This is a genomic window from Streptomyces sp. NPDC028289 (genome assembly GCF_055565975.1).
Map to the genome: position 1 here is coordinate 1,512,034 of NZ_JBVHTI010000001.1, position 16,702 is coordinate 1,528,735.

Genomic DNA, 16,702 nt, shown 5'->3' on the forward strand with positions numbered 1-16,702 from the left:
TACAACCATGTCCGGACCGCACCGCGCCCCCAATCCACGCCGCGCCCCCGGCCCACGCCGCGCCCCGGACGCCGCCGGAGACGTGGTCCGCTGGGCCGCGTTCTCCTGCACACTCGTCCCCGTCGTGCTCCTCTGGTACGGCACCTCGCCGGCCGGCGCGGCCGGCACCGCCCTCGGCCTCGCCGCCGTCACCACCGTATGCCGCTTCCTGCTGCGCCGCTCGGAGCTCGGTGCGAGGCTCGGCGCCGAGCGCGGGACGGCGGCCCGGGGAGGCGGACGTCACACCCGGAGCAGTACACCGGTCGACTGACCGGTTTCCGCGCACGCCAACGCTTCTTTTCAGCCAACTTGGCGGACCTGCGCAGGAGGGGCGCCAACCACCCCCCAACCCCCGTTCCACCTGCACGGAAAGGGTCTGCAGGACCCTCCGCACCCTACGCGGTTTGGCCACTGCGACGAGGCGCACTTCCCTGCACGGCCCGTGAGTGCAACCCTTCGTGATCGAATGCTTCACGCCAAGTTGTCATGTCGACAATCGACGGCGTGTCGAACTGGTCAACGCGAGACCGCGGAAACCAGTAGATTCGATCTTGACGTCTTACGGCGGGGGACTCGTGCAGGACCGAGGGGAAACGTGCAGGAGCGACACAACCGAGGAGCCGCGACCACCGAGGGGGGCTTAGCAGGATGAGCCACGACTCCACTGCCGCGCCGGAAGCCGCGGCCCGGAAACTGTCCGGGCGACGCCGCAAGGAGATCGTCGCGGTGCTGCTGTTCAGCGGCGGCCCCATCTTCGAGAGTTCCATACCGCTGTCGGTGTTCGGGATAGACCGCCAGGACGCCGGCGTACCGCGCTACCGACTGCTGGTGTGCGGTGGCGAGGAAGGCCCGCTGCGGACCACAGGGGGCCTGGAACTCACCGCGCCGCATGGCCTGGAAGCGATCTCACGCGCCGGCACGGTCGTCGTACCGGCCTGGCGCTCGATCACCGCGCCGCCACCGGAAGAGGCACTGGACGCGCTGCGCCGCGCCCATGAGGAGGGGGCCCGCATCGTCGGGCTGTGCACGGGCGCGTTCGTGCTGGCCGCCGCAGGCCTGCTGGACGGCCGCCCGGCCACCACCCACTGGATGTACGCGCCGACGCTGGCCAAGCGCTATCCGTCGGTGCACGTCGACCCACGGGAACTGTTCGTGGACGACGGCGACGTCCTCACCTCCGCCGGTACGGCGGCCGGAATCGATCTCTGTCTCCACATCGTGCGGACGGACCACGGCAACGAGGCGGCCGGCGCGCTCGCCCGCCGCCTGGTGGTCCCGCCGCGCCGCTCGGGCGGTCAGGAGCGCTACCTCGATCGATCTTTACCAGAGGAGATCGGCGCCGACCCGCTCGCCGAGGTCGTCGCCTGGGCGCTGGAGCACCTCCACGAGCAGTTCGACGTGGAGACGCTGGCGGCGCGCGCGTACATGTCGCGCCGCACCTTCGACCGCCGCTTCCGCTCCCTGACCGGGTCGGCCCCGCTCCAGTGGCTGATCACGCAACGGGTCCTCCAGGCCCAGCGCCTCCTGGAGACGTCGGACTACTCGGTGGACGAGGTGGCGGGCCGCTGCGGCTTCCGCTCCCCCGTCGCCCTGCGCGGCCACTTCCGCCGCCAGCTGGGTTCGTCCCCGGCGGCGTACCGGGCGGCCTACCGGGCACGCCGCCCGCAGTCCGACCGCCCCGACACCCCGGAACCGGCCCCGCTGCCGACCACGGGCCCGCTCGCGGTCCCGTACCCCGAGGGCGTACTGCCGATGCAGACCCGCAGGACAGCCACGGTGGGCCTCTCGGCCAGCCTCCCTGGCCCCCGCACCGGCAGCTGACCCGCCGGGGCCGCCCACCCGAACCCTCGGGTGGGCGGCCCCGGCCGCCTCGCCCACCCACCACCCGACGCGGTAGGACAAAAAGCGAGGCGAGAAGCCCACGGCGCTCGGCCTCCCCTTCCACCCGCCTCGGCGGACCAAGGGGGCGAGACCAAGGACGACGGCTTCCAGCCGCACCCTCCCAGCCACCCGGACACCCGGGCACCTGCGCCGACAGGACAAAGCGGCACACCCGAAGACAACGGCACCCAGCCGCCCCCTCCCGACCACCGGTCCCGAGAGCAACGGCGCTCAGCTGCCGTCTCACCCCGTCCGGCGCTTGCCGACACCGACGCGCAGCCACCCACCCACGCCGTCCGAAGCTTGACGACACCAGCGCGCAGCCACCCACCCACGCCGTCCGAAGCTTGACGACACCAGCGCGCAGCCACCCACCCAGCCCGTCCGAAGCTTGACGACACCGACGCGCAGCCACCCACCCACGCCGTCCGAAGCTTGACGACACCGACGCGCAGCCACCCACCCAGCCCGTCCGGCGATTGAGGACGAGGCCGCAGGCCGATGATGCGGGGGGTGCGGGGGCGGCAGCCCCCGCAGACGTCGGCGTTGCACCGGGGGCACCCAAATGCCGACGTCAGCTTTAGGGTGGTCGCATGAACGATCGCATGGTGTGGATCGACTGCGAGATGACCGGCCTCTCGCTGTCCGACGACGCGCTCATCGAGGTGGCCGCACTGGTCACCGACTCCGAGCTGAACGTGCTCGGCGAGGGCGTGGACATCGTCATCCGTCCGCCGGCCAAGGCACTGGAGACGATGCCGGAGGTGGTGCGGCAGATGCACACCACGTCCGGCCTGCTCGACGAGCTGGCCGGCGGCACGACGCTCGCCGAGGCCGAGGAGCAGGTCCTGGCCTACGTACGGGAACACGTGAAGGAACCCGGCAAGGCCCCGCTGTGCGGAAACTCCGTCGGCACCGACCGCGGCTTCCTCGCCCGGGACATGGCGGCTCTGGAGGGATACCTCCACTACCGGATCGTCGACGTGTCCAGCGTCAAGGAGCTGGCCCGGCGCTGGTACCCGCGGGCCTACTTCAACAGCCCGGAGAAGAACGGCAACCACCGCGCCCTCGCCGACATCCGCGAGTCGATCGCCGAACTGCGCTACTACCGCGAGGCCATCTTCGTACCGCAGCCCGGCCCGGACTCGGACACCGCGCGGACCATCGCGGCCAAGCACGTCCTGCCTGCGGAATAGCCCCCCCCGGGAGGCCCCGCAGGCGGCTCCCGGAAAGCCGTGCGCGAGCACCCCTTCGGACCCTGTACACTTTTTCTCGGCCGGTCGGAGAAACCAAAAAGTCACCGCCGGTCGTGGTGGGTGTAGCTCAGCTGGTAGAGCACCTGGTTGTGGTCCAGGATGTCGCGGGTTCGAGTCCCGTCACTCACCCTTGCATGACAGGCCCCTGACCTGCGGAAACGCGGATCAGGGGCCTGTCTGCCGTTTGGCCACGGCCGAACTACGGCCCATACACCCGGGATTCGAGTCGCCCGGGAAGGGGCGACAGCCATAAGTCCGCATGGAATCTCACCTACCGCATGCATCCAGTCGCAGACTGTGCGGTTTCTGTGCATCGATCCGCCGGTGAGTGACGGGATCCCGGCCAGGGACGAAGGACGCGAGGAGTGCAGTCGTGCTGCGGATGCGGAGTAAGCCGTCGCGGCACTGACGCCGAAGCCAGCCTGCAGTTGTTCCCGCGTCCGCGCCCGTCCGTGCATGGTTGAGAAGTGCGCCGCGTTGTCGGGGGCTGGCAGCCAAGCCACCAAAGCTGCGGTCGACAGGAATGTCGGTGGCCCGCGCTGACCGAGGCACCTTGAGGCCCGTCGGCTCGTTGCAGGCCGTTAGCCTGTCGGCATGTCAGAGCGTGTCACGCCCGGTCGCACGGACGGCCTGATCACCCTTGGTGTCGCGGACGCTCTGTGGGTCGATCTGACGGCCGACAGTGCTGTGCCGACGGCTGCTGGGGCCTTCACCCGCTCTCCTGCTTGTGCCCGGGTGGGATACGTCCTGCTCGGCGGCCATGTGGTGGCGACAATAAGGGCGAGCGGCGGTCAGTGGTGTGTCCCGGAGGGCGAGGTGCGCCGGGCGGCCGCGGAACTCAACGCAGTGCGGATGGATCCGCAGGAACTGGTCCGCATCGGACCGTTCCGTGGGGCGCCGAGGCAGGAGTGCGACGAGGGAACCCCGCTGCGTTGGCGCCGGCGTATCACGGGGGAACTACAGGAGTTGGGCGGCCCCGAGCGGGCAGCACGACGTGAAGTCAGCCGGCCGTACCACCTGGCGGGGATCGACTGGCGACGGATACTCGTGGAGCAGACCCGCAACGGGACGCATCGGACGTGGTTGCTGCCGCGCGCTGTGGTCAGGCTGCTCGACGCGGCCGAGCACGCCGAGACGCAGTGGGTGCAAGCCGCGCGGACCCGCCAGGCGAGCGCAGCCGCCACCAAGCCGCCCTCCCACCCCCGGCAGGCCCGAGACGCCGACGGTCGACAGACGACGAGCCCCGAGGCACTCACCGCCTCACTGCGCCCGTACAGCAAAGAGCTGGAAGGCCAGCTGTACTCGGTGCTCAGCAGAAAGCCCGGTATCTCCCGCAGGGTGGCCGGGTGGGCGTGCGCCGTCTGCCGCACCGCGCCGGCCGCCGTCCTCGACCACTGCCACGAACACGGCTACGTCCGCGCCCCCGTCTGCCATTCCTGCAACACACAGGAACGTCCCGACCACCTGTACAGCAACGACATCCGCGTGGCGAACCGCTACACACGCCTCTTCCACGCCGACACCGACGACTGGCTCCGCCACTGGCACCGCTGCCCCGGCTGCCGCGCACGCACCACCCTGCCCCTGCCACACCTCGCCGCATGGACCGCCCACACAGCCTGCCGACCACTGCGCCCGACCCACCCCGCCCCCCGCGGGCGCAAGCCCTGCGGTGTCCTGCGCGTGTCCTGGACAGGCAGTCAGAACGCGCCCCGTTCCTGCCTGCTCACTGTCGCCGTCGACTTCTGCCCCTCCGGCGAGCACCGCGTCCTTGCGCAAATCCCCTACCGCGAAGCCGCCGAGCGGTTTCGTGCCTGGCTGGCAGAGACGGCCCCCGCCGTGGCCGCCGCGGCCGGTCCTGACCGCCTGGACGGCCTCCCCGCCCAGCCCCGGCCAGTCATCGCGGAAACCAGCGGCGAGGATCTGGAACTGTTCTGAGCGGGCACAGGAGCCCTCGAAGATCTACGAGTTGCTTCCGGTACTTCGACTCCGTGACGTGGCGCGGGGCGTTTCGATGAGTTGATCGGTCCTTGCGGGGAAGCCGAGAGCGGTGGTACCGCACCTGAACGAGCGTCGGCTGTCGCACGGAGCGGAGGCCCGACAACTCAGCCACGGTGGAATCGCCGCCATCGCACAGACGGTGGAGTGCCCTCTTCAGGCCACCACCGGTCTCGGGGAGATCGCCCTGGAGCGCGCCGAACTCCGCCGCGCCCTCGAAGTCGGGCTCGCGCGGATCGACGGCCAACTCACGCTCCTGGTCCTGCGTTCCGACCAGCCCGACAAGGCCATCGAGGAACTGGATCGCCGCGTCACCGCTCTCGAGCACTCCCGCTGGCCCCTGCCGGCCATCAGCGCGCTCACGGGTGTCGCCGGATTCGCTGTCGCCGTCTGGTCGGCACTCGCCCGGTGACCTCGGTGGACCCACCCGCAACCGCATCAGCACGTGACGGCAATCACGCCCTTGATCGGAGCAACACGCTCTTTGTGAAGATGCTACGAGATCACGTGTTCGATAAGTTGCGCCACGACCATCACTCTCAGTCGCAGGGGGAACAACTTTGCGCACACGCAGGAGACTTGCGGCCCTGATGACCATCGTGGGCGTGGGCATAGCCATGCCGCTCGCAGGAGCGGCACCAGCCCAGGCGGCCGCTCCAACGACCGCCTGTAACACCATGTACAGCGCCCAGATCACCTTCTGGGCCATGACGTGCAGCCGGCCGGGCCAGCCCGTGATCGGCGGCTTCGCCACCTGGCGGAACGTACCGATCACCTACGACCAGGTCAGCATTCTTATCTAGATCTCGCGCGGATACGCCCAGGTCAGGCGGATGTTGCTGACTGAGGGACGTGAGGTCAGTCCCGTCAACGCAGGCGGTCAACTTCGCGCCCGTCGTCGGTTGATCCCCACAGCCCGGCCGGTTCCCGATCGGCAACGAGCTTCCGACGCCTACCTTCTATGGGGGTCCAGCCAAGGTACGTATGAAAGGGGCCTTGACGTGACCTTGGGAGTCCGGCCGGGGACGCCGCCCTGCTTAAGGTGCCGGACCACGGCCTTGGGGACCACCGAACAGCCGGTGGCGCGGAGATTGATCACGGTGTGCCCCGGTGACGCTCGGACGGCTGGTCAGCTGGCTTCTCCGCATGCTGGATGTGGCATTTCCGGCAGCGTCAGATGAACGGCTTGCACAAGTGCCCCAGTCCCACCCGCCTATGGTCGTAGGCCGTGCATCAGGTTGGAGATGAGTCCGGCCACGAATTCCTCGGTGACGGGCTCGTCGGGGATCAGCAGCCGGTGGTAGCAGGCGCCCCAGAGTTGGTCGACGACGATGCATGGGTCCACGTCGGCCCGCAGCTGGCCGCGTTGCTGGGCGCGTTGTAGGACGTCGACGGCCAGGCGGCGGCGCGGACCGGAGTAGTGCTCGCGGAAGGCGGTGGCGAGGTCTGGGTCAGTCTGCGCCGCGCCGACCAGTTCGATGACGATGCGGCCGGCTGGGGTGTCCGCGGTGAGGCGGACGAAAGCGCGCAGCTGGGTGAGCAGGTCGGCCTCGATGTCGCCGGTGTCGGGGAAGGCGAGCGTGTTCTCGACCGCGGTGAAGTATCCGTCGAGGGCGAGCGCGCCCTTTGAGGGCCACCACTTGTAGATCGACATCTTGCTGACGCCCGCCGTCGTGGCGACCCGATCGATGGTGAAGCCTGTCATGCCTTCGTCGAACAGCAGTGCGCCGGCGGCGGAGAGGATGTCGCGGCGCACCTCGTCGGCCGGTCGCCTGCCCCGGCCGCGCCGTACGGGTGCGCCGCCCTCCGGGGTGGAGCTGGTGCTTGAACTTGCTGTCGATGCCCTGGCCACCGCGGCCTCCTCGGATCGGTTCGATGCGTCTTCTCCAGTTTATATGGACGCAGCGTCTACATCTTGCTAATATGGACGCATCGTCCATTACCGGCCGGACGCCTCCGGCCGCCGAAAGGAGTCCTGCCATGACCAGCACCAACACCAAGACCGTCACTCCGCGCGTCGCCGTCGTCACCGGTGGATCCGGCGGCATCGGCCGGGTTGCAGCCGAGCGCCTGGCCGACGACGGCCTGGCCGTCGTCGTCTCCTACTCAGGCAACCCGGCCCCCGCCGAGGAGGCGGTGCAGGCGATCGAGAAGGCGGGCGGCACCGCCATCGCCGTCAAGGCGGACGTCGCCGACGAGACCGAGGTGACCGCCCTGTTCGACGCGGCCGAGGAGCGCTTCGGCGGCGTCGACGTCGTGGTGCATGCGGCCGGGATCATGCTGCTCGCGCCGATGGCCGAACTCGACCTCGCCGACTTCGACCGGATGCACCGCATCAACGTGCGCGGCACCTTCGTCGTCGGCCAGCAGGCCGCCCGCCGCGTCCGCTCCGGGGGTGCGATCGTCAACTTCTCCAGCTCGGTCACGAAGATCGCTCTGCCGAACTACACCGCCTACGCCGCCACCAAGGGCGCCGTCGACGCCATGACGCTGATCCTCGCCAAGGAACTGCGCGGCCGCGACATCACCGTCAACGCCGTCGCCCCCGGCCCGACCGCGACCGCCCTGTTCCTGGACGGCAAGCCGGACGCCGTCGTCGAGCACCTGACGAAGATGTCGCCCCTGGAGCGACTGGGCACCCCCGACGACATCGCCGAGGTCGTCTCCTTCCTGGCCGGCCCGGCCCGCTGGGTCAACGGCCAGGTCCTCTACGCCAACGGCGGCGTCATCTGAGCACCCGTCAACCCACCCCTTCCCAAACACTCGAAAGGAACGTGAACAGCATGTCCAAGACCGTGCTCATCACCGGTGCGTCCAGCGGCTTCGGCGCCATGACCGCACGCGCCCTCGCCGACGCCGGCCACCTCGTCTACGCAGGCATCCGCCACACCACCGGCCGCAACCGCCCCGCCGTCGCCGAGGCCGCCCGCTACGCCCACGAACACGGCGTCGACCTGCGCAGCGTCGAACTCGACGTCAGCGACCAGGCGTCCGTGGACGCAGCCATCGCCGCGATCGTCGCCGAGTCGAGCCGGATCGACGTGGTCGTGCACAACGCCGGCCACATGGTCCTGGGCCCGCTGGAGGCATTCACACCGGAACAGCTGCACGAGGTGTTCGACGTCAACGCGGCCTCCACCCAGCGCGTCAACCGCGCCGTACTGCCCCACCTGCGTCGACAGGGCGACGGCCTGCTGGTGTGGGTCGGCTCGACCAGCACCAGCGGCGGAACCCCGCCCTACCTCGGCCCCTACTTCGCCGCCAAGGCCGCCATGGACTCCCTCGCCGTCACCTACGCCGCCGAGGTCGCCCGCTTCGGCATCGACACCACGATTGTGGTCCCCGGTGCATTCACCTCCGGCACCAACCACTTCACCCACTCCGGCCGCCCCGCCGACACCACCGTCGCCGACGCCTACGAGGCCCGCTACGCGGGACTGTCGGAGCAGGTCAGCGCACGCCTGGCGGAGATCACCCCGCCCGACGCGGACCCGGCTGAGGTCGCCGCCGCGATCGTGCGCGTCGTCGACACCCCCAAGGGGCAGCGCCCCTTCCGTGTCCACATCGACCCCGTGGACGACGGCGCCGAGACCGTCAACCGCGTCGGTGACATGGTGCGTACCGCCTTCTACCACCGCATCGGCCTCGACGACCTGCTCGTACCGCACCACGCCTGAGCCCGGCCCAGGACGATCGGTACAGCGGTCACCGTGAGGTTAATCTCGACCTCAGCACCGCAACGCGGCATCGCCTGCGTCAGCCGACTCGGACCCGTCCGGCTCCCCTTCGACCTCGCCGCACCAGATGCCGAATGGACCAGGCGCCAAGCTCGCGATGTGGCTGGAGGAGGGGCCGGCCGCTCACTGCTGGAGTGAGGACCAGGTGTGGACCACCGCAAGGGTCCGCACGCTGATCGGGCGGAAGTTCCACCTCTCCTACAGCGTCTCCGGGGTGACCCGGCTGCTGCACCGGATGGGCCTCAGCGTGCAGATGCCCGCCCGGCCCGCCGCCGAGCGCGACGAGGAAGCCGTCGTCGCGTGGCGGGAGGTGACCTGGCAGGAGGTAAAACCCTCCGGGCGGCGACCGGCACGTTCATCTGCTTCGAGGACGAAGCGGGCGTGATCGGCCGGCCGCCCAAGGGCCGCACCTGGGGCAGGCGTGGCATCACCCCGAGGGTCAAGGTGTCCGGTCGCAGCCGGGGACGGCTCTCGGTGGCCAGGCTGCTGTGCTACCGGCCCGGCCTGCCCGCCCGCCTGTGCTACCGGCTGCGCCAGCATACCGGCCGCAAGGGCGAGCGCCGCTCGCTCGGCGAGAGCGACTACATCCACCTGCTCGACGCCGCCCACCAGTTACTGAAGGCCCCGCCGATCGTGGTGTGGGACCGGCTGAACACCCACATCTCCAAGACGATGAAGACGCTCGTGGCCGACCGGAACTGGCTGACGGTGGTCCTGCTGCCCGGGTATGCGCCCGACCTCAACCCGGTCGGGGTGCCGGTAAGAACGCTGTCATTAGCCGCAAACGGCGGTGATCTTGTGGAGGTGTCACCCGTGTGGGTGGGTCCGGGGTCGTACAGCTGCGCGGGGTGAAGCCCCGAGAGGACGATCGACGACTGTGGCCCGTACCTCTTTGGACTTGGACGACCTGGTCGAGCACTGGACGCTGTTGAAGGACGAGCAGGGGCTTGTGTCCGGCAAGCGCGGTGCGACGCGACTGGGCTTCGCCGTGTTACTGAAGTTCTACACGCAGTACGGCCGGTTTCCCCGTGGCCGGTTCGAGCTGCCGGGCGAGGCGGTGGAGTTCGGTTCCCTCCCTCAAAATGCGCTTCCTCCTGTATTTCTCGGCACGGATTCGTCGCTCAGTCGGGGCTGATGGAGTGGATGTGACACATGGGCTGCACGAGGCGACAGCTGGGACGGGGTGCGGCTTGTGCCTGTCTCGCTGGTGGACCCGTTCATCCAGCTCGTTCTGAAGATCAACACCCGCGCGGAGCGGAAGGTCGACAAGGAGCTGGACGCCGAGCTGAAGAAGATCCGGGGCAAGGACGGCGACCTGGTGGGCAGAGGAGCTCACCGATGCGGACCGGCGGGCACTGTCCCCGCTGTTGTAACGGTGCCCGGCCCTCGCCATGCGCAGCCGTTCGAGACCGGATCTCCGATGGCAACTTGCCGCTTCAGGCTTCGTCAGCGAGTGTTTCTTTCGCGCCGGAACCCGCGCCGACGTCTCGGCTCTGGATCGTTGCGGCCGCACGGCGCAGTTCAGTGAGCACCATCCGGACGGCTCGCCGTGCCGCACGTTCAGGGCGGTGGAGCACATCGATACGGCGTCGGGTGTGCACGCCGCTGAGCGGTCTGAGGATCACTGCGGGGTGCGGGCGTGTGGTCCAGCGGGGCATCAGGGCCAGGCCGCCTCCGGCGGCAACGGCTTCGGCGACCACCGCGAATTCGTTGATGCGATGGACGATGTTGAGCCGCCGGTTCGCGGCGGTCGCGATGGCGTCGATGGTGGCCATCAGCGGGAAGCCTTCGTTGACGGTGATCCAGGGTTGATCCGCGACGTCTCGCGGCGTGAGGCGTCGTTTGGCGGCCAAGGGGTGGTCGGTCGGCAGGGCGATGTCGAGCGGTTCACGCAGCAGCGTGCTGGTGGTTACCGTAGTCGGCCACGGTGGCGCTTGGTCGAGACGGTGGGCGAGTACGAGGTCGTAGTCCCGGGTCAGTCGCGGGAAATGGTCTTGCGCGACGTCCTCGTCGGCGAGCGAGAGCTGCGGGCGTCCAGGGCCGGCCTGGGCAAGCAGCAGTGGGAAGAACGAGGCGGCCGCACTGTGGAAAGCCGTTACCGACACTTCTGCGTCCGGCTGGTCGACGAACTCCTCAATGGTGTGCCGTGCCCTGGCCAGCGCGGTCTCCACCTCGATCGCCGCACTGGCCAGGGCTTGCCCGGCATCGGTGAGCACCAACCGCCGTCCGTCACGTTCGGTGAGTGGGACCGGGATCGAGCGTTGCAGCAGCCGTAGCTGTTGGGAGATTGCCGAGGGAGTCATCAACAGCACCTCGGCGGTCGCGGTGACGCTTCCCAGCTCGCCGAGCTCCCGCAAGATCTGCAACTGCCGTTCATTCATCCTCTTACTGTAGTGATGCTTCAGGATTGTTGAAGAACCTCGCTCTTGGCTTCAAGGTGAAAGCAGTGCAGCGTATAGGCATGACCAGTGACGACAGCACTTACAACAGCCCGGACACAGGTTCCGGCCCGGCGAGTGTCGTTCGGGCAGGCGTGGTGCAGGCCGCCCCGGTTCCGTTCGATCCGGTGGCCACGTTGCGTGTGGTGGAACGGTGGCTGTCCGAGGCAGCCGAGCGGAACCTGGATCTCGTGGTGTTCCCTGAGGCATTCATCGGCGGGTACCCCAAGGGATCGGCGTTCGGGGGTGTGGTGGGCGACCGGACCACTGCCGGACGAGACGAGTTCGCCCGGTATTGGAACGGCGCCGTGGAGGTGCCCGGCCCGGTCACGGACCGCCTGGGCGAACTGGCGGCCGGTGCCCGCACACACCTGGTCATCGGCGTCGTCGAACGGGAATACGGCACGCTCTACTGCTCGGTCCTGTTCTTCTCCGACACAGGAGCCTTGCTCGGGAAGCGGCGCAAGCTCATGCCTACCGGCGCCGAGCGGATGATCTGGGGGTTCGGCGACGGCTCAACCCTTGATGTGCACCGTACGAAGCTCGGACGGCTCGGGGCCGTGATCTGCTGGGAAAACATGATGCCCGCGACGCGGATGGCCATGTATGCGCAAGGCATTGAACTGTACTGTGCGCCGACAGCGGACAGCAGGGAAAGCCACCACGCGACCATGCGCCATATCGCCATGGAGGGCAGGTGTTTCGTGCTGGCGGCGAACCAATGCCTGCGCACGAGGGACTTCCCGGCGGATCACCCCACGCCGTACGGTGACGACCCGGAGCAACTCATCTCCCGGGGCGGCAGCAGCATCATCGGCCCGCTGGGCGAAGTGCTGGCCGGGCCCGTCCTGGATCAGGAGGTCCTGCTGACCGCGGACCTCGACATGGGACTGATCCCGCGCGCTCGCTACGACTTCGACCCCGTCGGCCATTACGCGCGGCCCGACGTCTTCCGCCTCCACGTGGACACCACGGCCCGCCGCGCCGTACAGACCAACGACAGTCTGAGCCCATCCCCCTCGGCCGACCTGCCCACCACGTTCACCTAGTCGCGTGCCACGCCTGACGGCACGACCGATATGCCCATCCTCACTCAGAGGTATCCCGGCTCGCTCCCTTGGACACCGCCCATGAACGCACAGCCCGTCGCCATCCCCTCCTTGAACGACATCGCGTCTGCAGCCAGACGGATCCGCACCGTAGTGCGCCGCACACCCGTGATACAGGTGGCGGCCGGGGAATTGGACGTGCCCATCCCCGTCAATCTGAAGCTGGAATTCCTCCAGCACACCGGCTCCTTCAAAGTCCGCGGCGCGTCCAACGCCCTCGCCCTCCTGCGCGCCGCGGAACGCGGCGCGCCGACCGCCGGCGTCTGCTGCGCGTCGGGAGGCAACCACGGGGCCGCCGTGGCCTGGGCGGCGCGCGAAGCGGGCCTGCCCGCCACCGTGTTCGTGCCCGACTTCTCACCCAGGACCAAGACCGACGTCATCGAATCCCTCGGCGCACGCCTGCGCCGCGTCGAAGGCTTCTACGCCGACGCACTGGCAGCCAGCCAGGACCATGCCCGCCACGAGGGCGCCTTCCACATCGACGCCTACGACGACCCGCAGACGGTGGCAGGGCAGGGCACGCTCGGCCTGGAGCTCGCCGAGCAGGTACCGGAGGGGCAGCCCGTGCTGGTCGGGTGCGGTGGAGGAGGCCTGTACGCAGGGGTCGCCCTGGCGCTGGACGGACGCAACCGCGTAACCGCAGCCGAACCGTCCTCAGCGCCCTCGCTCACCGCAGCGCTGGAGGCAGGGGAACCGGTGGACGTGGAAGTCGGCGGGATCGCCTTGGACAGCTTGGGTGCCCGCCGGGCGGGCCGCATCGCCACCGCTGTCGGCCTCTCGCTCGGCATGAAGACCCTCACCGTCGCAGACGAGGACATCGCCGCCGCCCGCGCACTCCTCTGGCAGCGGCTACGCATCGTGGCCGAACCCGGCGGAGCCACCGCTCTCGCCGCGCTGCTCGCCCACCCCGAACACTTCCCGGACGGGGCCACCGTCGTCGTCTCAGGAGCCAACACAGCACCCTCGTCGAGTATCGGCTGCTGAGATTGGTGTTCAACCTCGGCCGTTCACCTGACCCGCTGATCTTGGTTCGTTCCCGGGACAGCAGGGCGGCCGTTCTTCACGCTTCGAGGGGTCGAGCAACGTCGCGTGGAGGAACGGCCGCTGGTGAAGAGTCCCGCCGCTGAACAGTCTGCTGACGCCGCGTTGGGTGTTCTGTCCCACTTTCGTGTCCAGTTCCACGACTGCCTCTACACCCGGGCGGATGCGCTCTTCGAGCTCACCGACGCGGTGCTGTGCTCGGACGGCCCGATGACGTCGCTGATCGACTTGACGCTCACGGCCGAGCACCGGCGTGGGCCCGGAGCGATGTACGGCGCGGTCAACCACGGCTGGCTGGAACCGCGCCGCCTGCGCAGGCTACTGGCCTTGAAGTCCTAGCTCAGACACCAGCCGCAAAGTAGCTCCGTAGTCAGTGGCTGAGGGTGTCGACGCGGTTCTCGTACTCGCGCCGGGCCTTGCGCTGGGCAGGGATCGCGGCGGAGCTGTCGAGTGCCTGGCAGTGAGCGAGGAGTTGGCGGTGGATCGCAGGGGTGGTGCTGACGCGCAAGGTGTAGCCCTGGCCGCGTCGTACGGGCACACCTATCTCCAGCGCAGTCCGCTCGGCGGGCTCCAGTTCGGCAGCGCGTAGGAAGTCGGCGACCTTGCCAGGCATGTCGAGGGTGATGGGCAGCTCCGGCGCCGGGGCGTCCTGGTCGGTGGCGTGCTCGGGCAGGAGGTCGGCGACGGCCGTGCGGATGGCGCCGCGGCTGACGCCGTGCTCGCGGGCCAGGGCAGCGATGGACTGGCCCTTCAGGTACGCGGTGCGTACGTCGGCGACGGTGTCGCCCGCGAGGGCGGGGCGGCGTCCGCCCTTGTTGCCCTTGGCCTCGGCGGCCCGTAGTCCGTCGTACGTCAGCTCGCGCTGGAGATCGCGCTGGAGTTCGCCGGTGGCGGCGAGGGTCTGCACCATGAACTTCACGGTGGATAGCAGCTCGCCGGTGCGCGGGTGGCGGGCGGTGAGGTCCATGCCGGAGAAGGCACCGTCGTGGATGCGCAGGGCGAGCGTCGCGGTGCAGGACGTCGAGCACATCGAGGATGTGCCCGGTGCCGCGCACCAGGCGGAACATCTCGGAGATGTGCACGGTGTCGCCCGGCCGCGAGTAGTCGTGCAGCTTGCCGAACTTCGGTCGCTGGAGCGGGTGGAGGCGGCTGGAGGTACCGGCCTCTTCCTCGAAGACGACCGGGTCCTCGATCCCGGCCTCGGCCAGGACGAGGTTCTGCCGGGCGGTCGACTGCTGGTCGGTCGACACCCGCTTGTAGACGAGATTGGCCACGCTCTTCCCCGCTTCTGCCGCCGCATCGGACCTCGGCTGTCATCTAACCCTGTCGCCAACTGCTATCGGATCTCATTGGATCCGAGTCGTCGTCAGGCCCCGAAAATCCGGGGTTCATTGGACGTCCGCCCAACCTGTCGCCATTCGATCCTTTGCCGACAGGGCCGGCGGAGCGCGGTCAGTTGCCCGACGGCTGGCCGTAGAGCTGCGCCGGGTCGCCGGCGAGGGCGGACTTGACGAAGCGGCTGGGGTCGTCGACCAGCACCTCGATGGCTCCTGTCTGTACGCCGTCGAGGGCGGCGCGTGCGACATCCGCCGGATCGATCTTGGGTACGTCGCGTCCCGCCATCATGTCGGTGTCCGCAGCCCCCAGGTGTACGCCTTGGACGAGGGTCTTCTGGCCGGCGAGTTCGACGCGTACGCCGTTGGTCATATTCCACTCCGCAGCCTTGGCCACCGAGTACGACCCCGATCCTTCAGCGGTTGCCACCCATGACAGCACGGAGAGGATGTTGACGATCGCGCCCCCGCCGTTGGAGGCCAGGGCCGGGGCGAAGGCGCGGATGACCCTCAGGGTGCCGAAAAGGTGTGTCTCCAGGTCCTGCCGGATCATATCCAGGTCGTCGGTCAGGAGGTGTGCGCCGGTGCTGATACCGGCGTTGTTGACCAGCAGCGTGACGTCCTGCGCCGCTACGGCCGCCTCTGAGATCGATGCCTCGTCCAGCAGGTCCAGGTACAGCGGCGTGACCCGCGGGTCCAGAATGCCGATCGACTCCGGGCGGCGAGCGGTCGCGTAGACCTTCTCAGCTCCGCGCTCCAGCATCTGCTCGACGAAGCGCCGACCGATCCCTCGATTGGCCCCGGTCACGAGTGCGGTGGAACCGGCGATGTCCATGGTCGTTCCCTCTCTCGGGCGGGCGCTCGGTGCAATCCCGCTCCGTGTTGCCTACGCTAGAACTTGACGTCGACGTGAAGTGCAAATCGACCGGCGGCGACAGCACGAGCAGAAGGAGTCGCGATGCGTATCGGCGAACTGGCCGATCGGGCCGGAGTCAGCACGCGGGCCCTGCGCTACTACGAGGAGCAGCTCCTGCTCAGTCCCCAGCGCACGTCCGGCGGCCAGCGCATCTACCCCGAGGCCGCCGTCGACCGGGTGAAGCTCATTCAGCAGCTCTATTCCGCCGGCCTCGGCAGCCGCCTGATCGCCGCACTTCTGCCCGCCATCGACGGCCGTTCGATGGGCCCCGAGCTACTGGACCGCTTGCTGCACGAGCGCGCCCGCATCGACGCGAAGACCGTCGAGCTACAGGCGGCGAGCCGAAGGCTCAATGTTCTGATCGAACTCGCCACACACCCTGACACCGAATCCTGCCCGGCCTCGCTCGACCCCGAGCCGAGCGGCGCGCGGCAGGACAGGACGCCTACCAGAGGTGCGGGAAAAATTGCGGAACTGTTCCCCTTCCGCTGTGACCCGGCATACAGCACTTCATCGAGCCGTGTGCGCCCTGGGAGCGGACCCCGACCGCCACGAAACGGCTGACGAAGGCAGCGGCGGGCAAGCTGATCAGCGCCCCGGCCGGGGCCTGACGTTCAGTCCTGCCCGCCGTCGTCCCCATCGTCGGTGTTCGGGTCACGCAGCTGTCGCAGGCCCGGCGCGGCCGGCCGGGTGAAGGCGTAGCGGCCGAGGATGATGTGGTCGTACTGGAGCGGGGAGAACCGGGCGATCAGCTCATCGGTGACGGGGAAGCCGTCGGCGGCCAGCTGCTTGACGGCTGCATCGATATAGAGGCTGTTGAACAGAACTACGGAGTTCAGGGCCAGGCCGAGGGCGCCGAGCTGGTCCTCCATGCCCTCGCGGTAGTGCTGGCGCAGTTCGCCTCGCTGCCGTACGAGAACTGCTGGCCAAGATCGCCCTCACGCGGATTGCAA

General features: G+C 68.9%; 17 protein-coding genes, 1 tRNA gene and 3 pseudogenes. 15 read left to right on the forward strand and 6 right to left on the reverse strand.

Translation table 11 applies throughout. From position 1 onward, the window contains the following. Positions 1 to 7 precede the first annotated feature (7 nt). The 7 genes from ACZ4UV_RS06655 (at position 8) to ACZ4UV_RS06685 (ending at position 5,977) form a co-directional block, all read left to right on the forward strand. On the forward strand, positions 8 to 310 hold the full coding sequence (locus tag ACZ4UV_RS06655; RefSeq protein WP_451022996.1) for a hypothetical protein: 303 nt from the start codon (positions 8 to 10) through the stop codon (positions 308 to 310). 377 nt (positions 311 to 687) lie between these two features. Continuing rightward, entirely contained in the window at positions 688 to 1,860 is a 1,173-nt protein-coding gene (locus tag ACZ4UV_RS06660) for a helix-turn-helix domain-containing protein (RefSeq protein ID WP_390042883.1), read from the forward strand. Positions 1,861 to 2,513: 653 nt separating this feature from the next. Then, complete coding sequence (gene orn / locus ACZ4UV_RS06665) at positions 2,514 to 3,116, forward strand: oligoribonuclease (protein WP_351497616.1); 603 nt, start codon at positions 2,514 to 2,516, stop codon at positions 3,114 to 3,116. 116 nt (positions 3,117 to 3,232) lie between these two features. After that, positions 3,233 to 3,305: transfer RNA gene (locus tag ACZ4UV_RS06670), tRNA-His, on the forward strand. A gap of 465 nt (positions 3,306 to 3,770) precedes the next feature. Further along, positions 3,771 to 5,114: an endonuclease domain-containing protein gene (locus ACZ4UV_RS06675; RefSeq protein ID WP_451020220.1), complete on the forward strand. Its 1,344-nt coding sequence runs from the start codon at positions 3,771 to 3,773 to the stop codon at positions 5,112 to 5,114. Between the two features lie 202 nt (positions 5,115 to 5,316). Then, positions 5,317 to 5,586 (forward strand): hypothetical protein, encoded by a 270-nt coding sequence (locus ACZ4UV_RS06680; RefSeq protein WP_451020221.1) that lies wholly within the window; start codon positions 5,317 to 5,319, stop codon positions 5,584 to 5,586. A 178-nt stretch (positions 5,587 to 5,764) separates the two neighbouring features. Continuing rightward, positions 5,765 to 5,977: a hypothetical protein gene (locus tag ACZ4UV_RS06685; RefSeq protein WP_467836087.1), complete on the forward strand. Its 213-nt coding sequence runs from the start codon at positions 5,765 to 5,767 to the stop codon at positions 5,975 to 5,977. 410 nt (positions 5,978 to 6,387) lie between these two features. Here the strand turns inward: ACZ4UV_RS06685 and ACZ4UV_RS06690 are convergent, their stop codons facing one another. Further along, positions 6,388 to 7,026 (reverse strand): TetR/AcrR family transcriptional regulator, encoded by a 639-nt coding sequence (locus tag ACZ4UV_RS06690; RefSeq protein ID WP_467836089.1) that lies wholly within the window; start codon positions 7,024 to 7,026, stop codon positions 6,388 to 6,390. A 128-nt stretch (positions 7,027 to 7,154) separates the two neighbouring features. Here ACZ4UV_RS06690 and ACZ4UV_RS06695 point away from each other — a divergent pair, with 128 nt between their 5' ends. The 4 genes and pseudogenes from ACZ4UV_RS06695 (at position 7,155) to ACZ4UV_RS06710 (ending at position 10,046) form a co-directional block, all read left to right on the forward strand. Continuing rightward, on the forward strand, positions 7,155 to 7,907 hold the full coding sequence (locus ACZ4UV_RS06695) for an SDR family oxidoreductase (RefSeq protein WP_467836091.1): 753 nt from the start codon (positions 7,155 to 7,157) through the stop codon (positions 7,905 to 7,907). Positions 7,908 to 7,957: 50 nt separating this feature from the next. Further along, positions 7,958 to 8,851 (forward strand): SDR family oxidoreductase, encoded by an 894-nt coding sequence (locus ACZ4UV_RS06700; RefSeq protein WP_467836093.1) that lies wholly within the window; start codon positions 7,958 to 7,960, stop codon positions 8,849 to 8,851. A gap of 145 nt (positions 8,852 to 8,996) precedes the next feature. Beyond that, a pseudogene (locus ACZ4UV_RS06705) lies at positions 8,997 to 9,661 on the forward strand (IS630 family transposase); the annotation flags it as partial. A gap of 148 nt (positions 9,662 to 9,809) precedes the next feature. Beyond that, positions 9,810 to 10,046, forward strand: a complete 237-nt coding sequence (locus ACZ4UV_RS06710) for a DUF4158 domain-containing protein (RefSeq protein ID WP_467836095.1) — start codon at positions 9,810 to 9,812, stop codon at positions 10,044 to 10,046. A gap of 301 nt (positions 10,047 to 10,347) precedes the next feature. Here ACZ4UV_RS06710 and ACZ4UV_RS06715 read toward each other — a convergent pair whose 3' ends face one another. Beyond that, positions 10,348 to 11,292 carry a LysR family transcriptional regulator gene (locus ACZ4UV_RS06715; RefSeq protein WP_467836097.1) on the reverse strand — a complete coding sequence of 315 codons (945 nt, stop codon included), beginning with the start codon at positions 11,290 to 11,292 and terminating at the stop codon, positions 10,348 to 10,350. 80 nt (positions 11,293 to 11,372) lie between these two features. On the opposite strand from ACZ4UV_RS06715, the gene ACZ4UV_RS06720 reads away from it, so the two are divergent. The 3 genes from ACZ4UV_RS06720 (at position 11,373) to ACZ4UV_RS06730 (ending at position 13,838) form a co-directional block, all read left to right on the forward strand. Continuing rightward, complete coding sequence (locus tag ACZ4UV_RS06720) at positions 11,373 to 12,398, forward strand: carbon-nitrogen hydrolase family protein (protein WP_467836099.1); 1,026 nt, start codon at positions 11,373 to 11,375, stop codon at positions 12,396 to 12,398. Between the two features lie 81 nt (positions 12,399 to 12,479). Next, positions 12,480 to 13,442 (forward strand): serine/threonine dehydratase, encoded by a 963-nt coding sequence (locus ACZ4UV_RS06725; protein WP_467836101.1) that lies wholly within the window; start codon positions 12,480 to 12,482, stop codon positions 13,440 to 13,442. Between the two features lie 105 nt (positions 13,443 to 13,547). Further along, on the forward strand, positions 13,548 to 13,838 hold the full coding sequence (locus tag ACZ4UV_RS06730) for a transposase (protein ID WP_467836103.1): 291 nt from the start codon (positions 13,548 to 13,550) through the stop codon (positions 13,836 to 13,838). Between the two features lie 31 nt (positions 13,839 to 13,869). Here ACZ4UV_RS06730 and ACZ4UV_RS06735 read toward each other — a convergent pair whose 3' ends face one another. From ACZ4UV_RS06735 to ACZ4UV_RS06745, 3 genes and pseudogenes are all read right to left on the reverse strand, one after another. Continuing rightward, on the reverse strand, positions 13,870 to 14,529 hold the full coding sequence (locus ACZ4UV_RS06735) for a hypothetical protein (RefSeq protein ID WP_467836105.1): 660 nt from the start codon (positions 14,527 to 14,529) through the stop codon (positions 13,870 to 13,872). 37 nt (positions 14,530 to 14,566) lie between these two features. Further along, positions 14,567 to 14,773: pseudogene (locus ACZ4UV_RS06740) on the reverse strand (recombinase family protein); the annotation flags it as partial. 178 nt (positions 14,774 to 14,951) lie between these two features. Next, positions 14,952 to 15,668 carry an SDR family oxidoreductase gene (locus ACZ4UV_RS06745; protein WP_467836107.1) on the reverse strand — a complete coding sequence of 239 codons (717 nt, stop codon included), beginning with the start codon at positions 15,666 to 15,668 and terminating at the stop codon, positions 14,952 to 14,954. Between the two features lie 123 nt (positions 15,669 to 15,791). On the opposite strand from ACZ4UV_RS06745, the gene ACZ4UV_RS06750 reads away from it, so the two are divergent. Beyond that, complete coding sequence (locus ACZ4UV_RS06750; protein ID WP_467836109.1) at positions 15,792 to 16,313, forward strand: MerR family transcriptional regulator; 522 nt, start codon at positions 15,792 to 15,794, stop codon at positions 16,311 to 16,313. 50 nt (positions 16,314 to 16,363) lie between these two features. On the opposite strand, the pseudogene ACZ4UV_RS06755 reads toward ACZ4UV_RS06750, so the two are convergent. Further along, a pseudogene (locus ACZ4UV_RS06755) lies at positions 16,364 to 16,660 on the reverse strand (Tn3 family transposase); the annotation flags it as partial. Positions 16,661 to 16,702 lie beyond the last annotated feature (42 nt).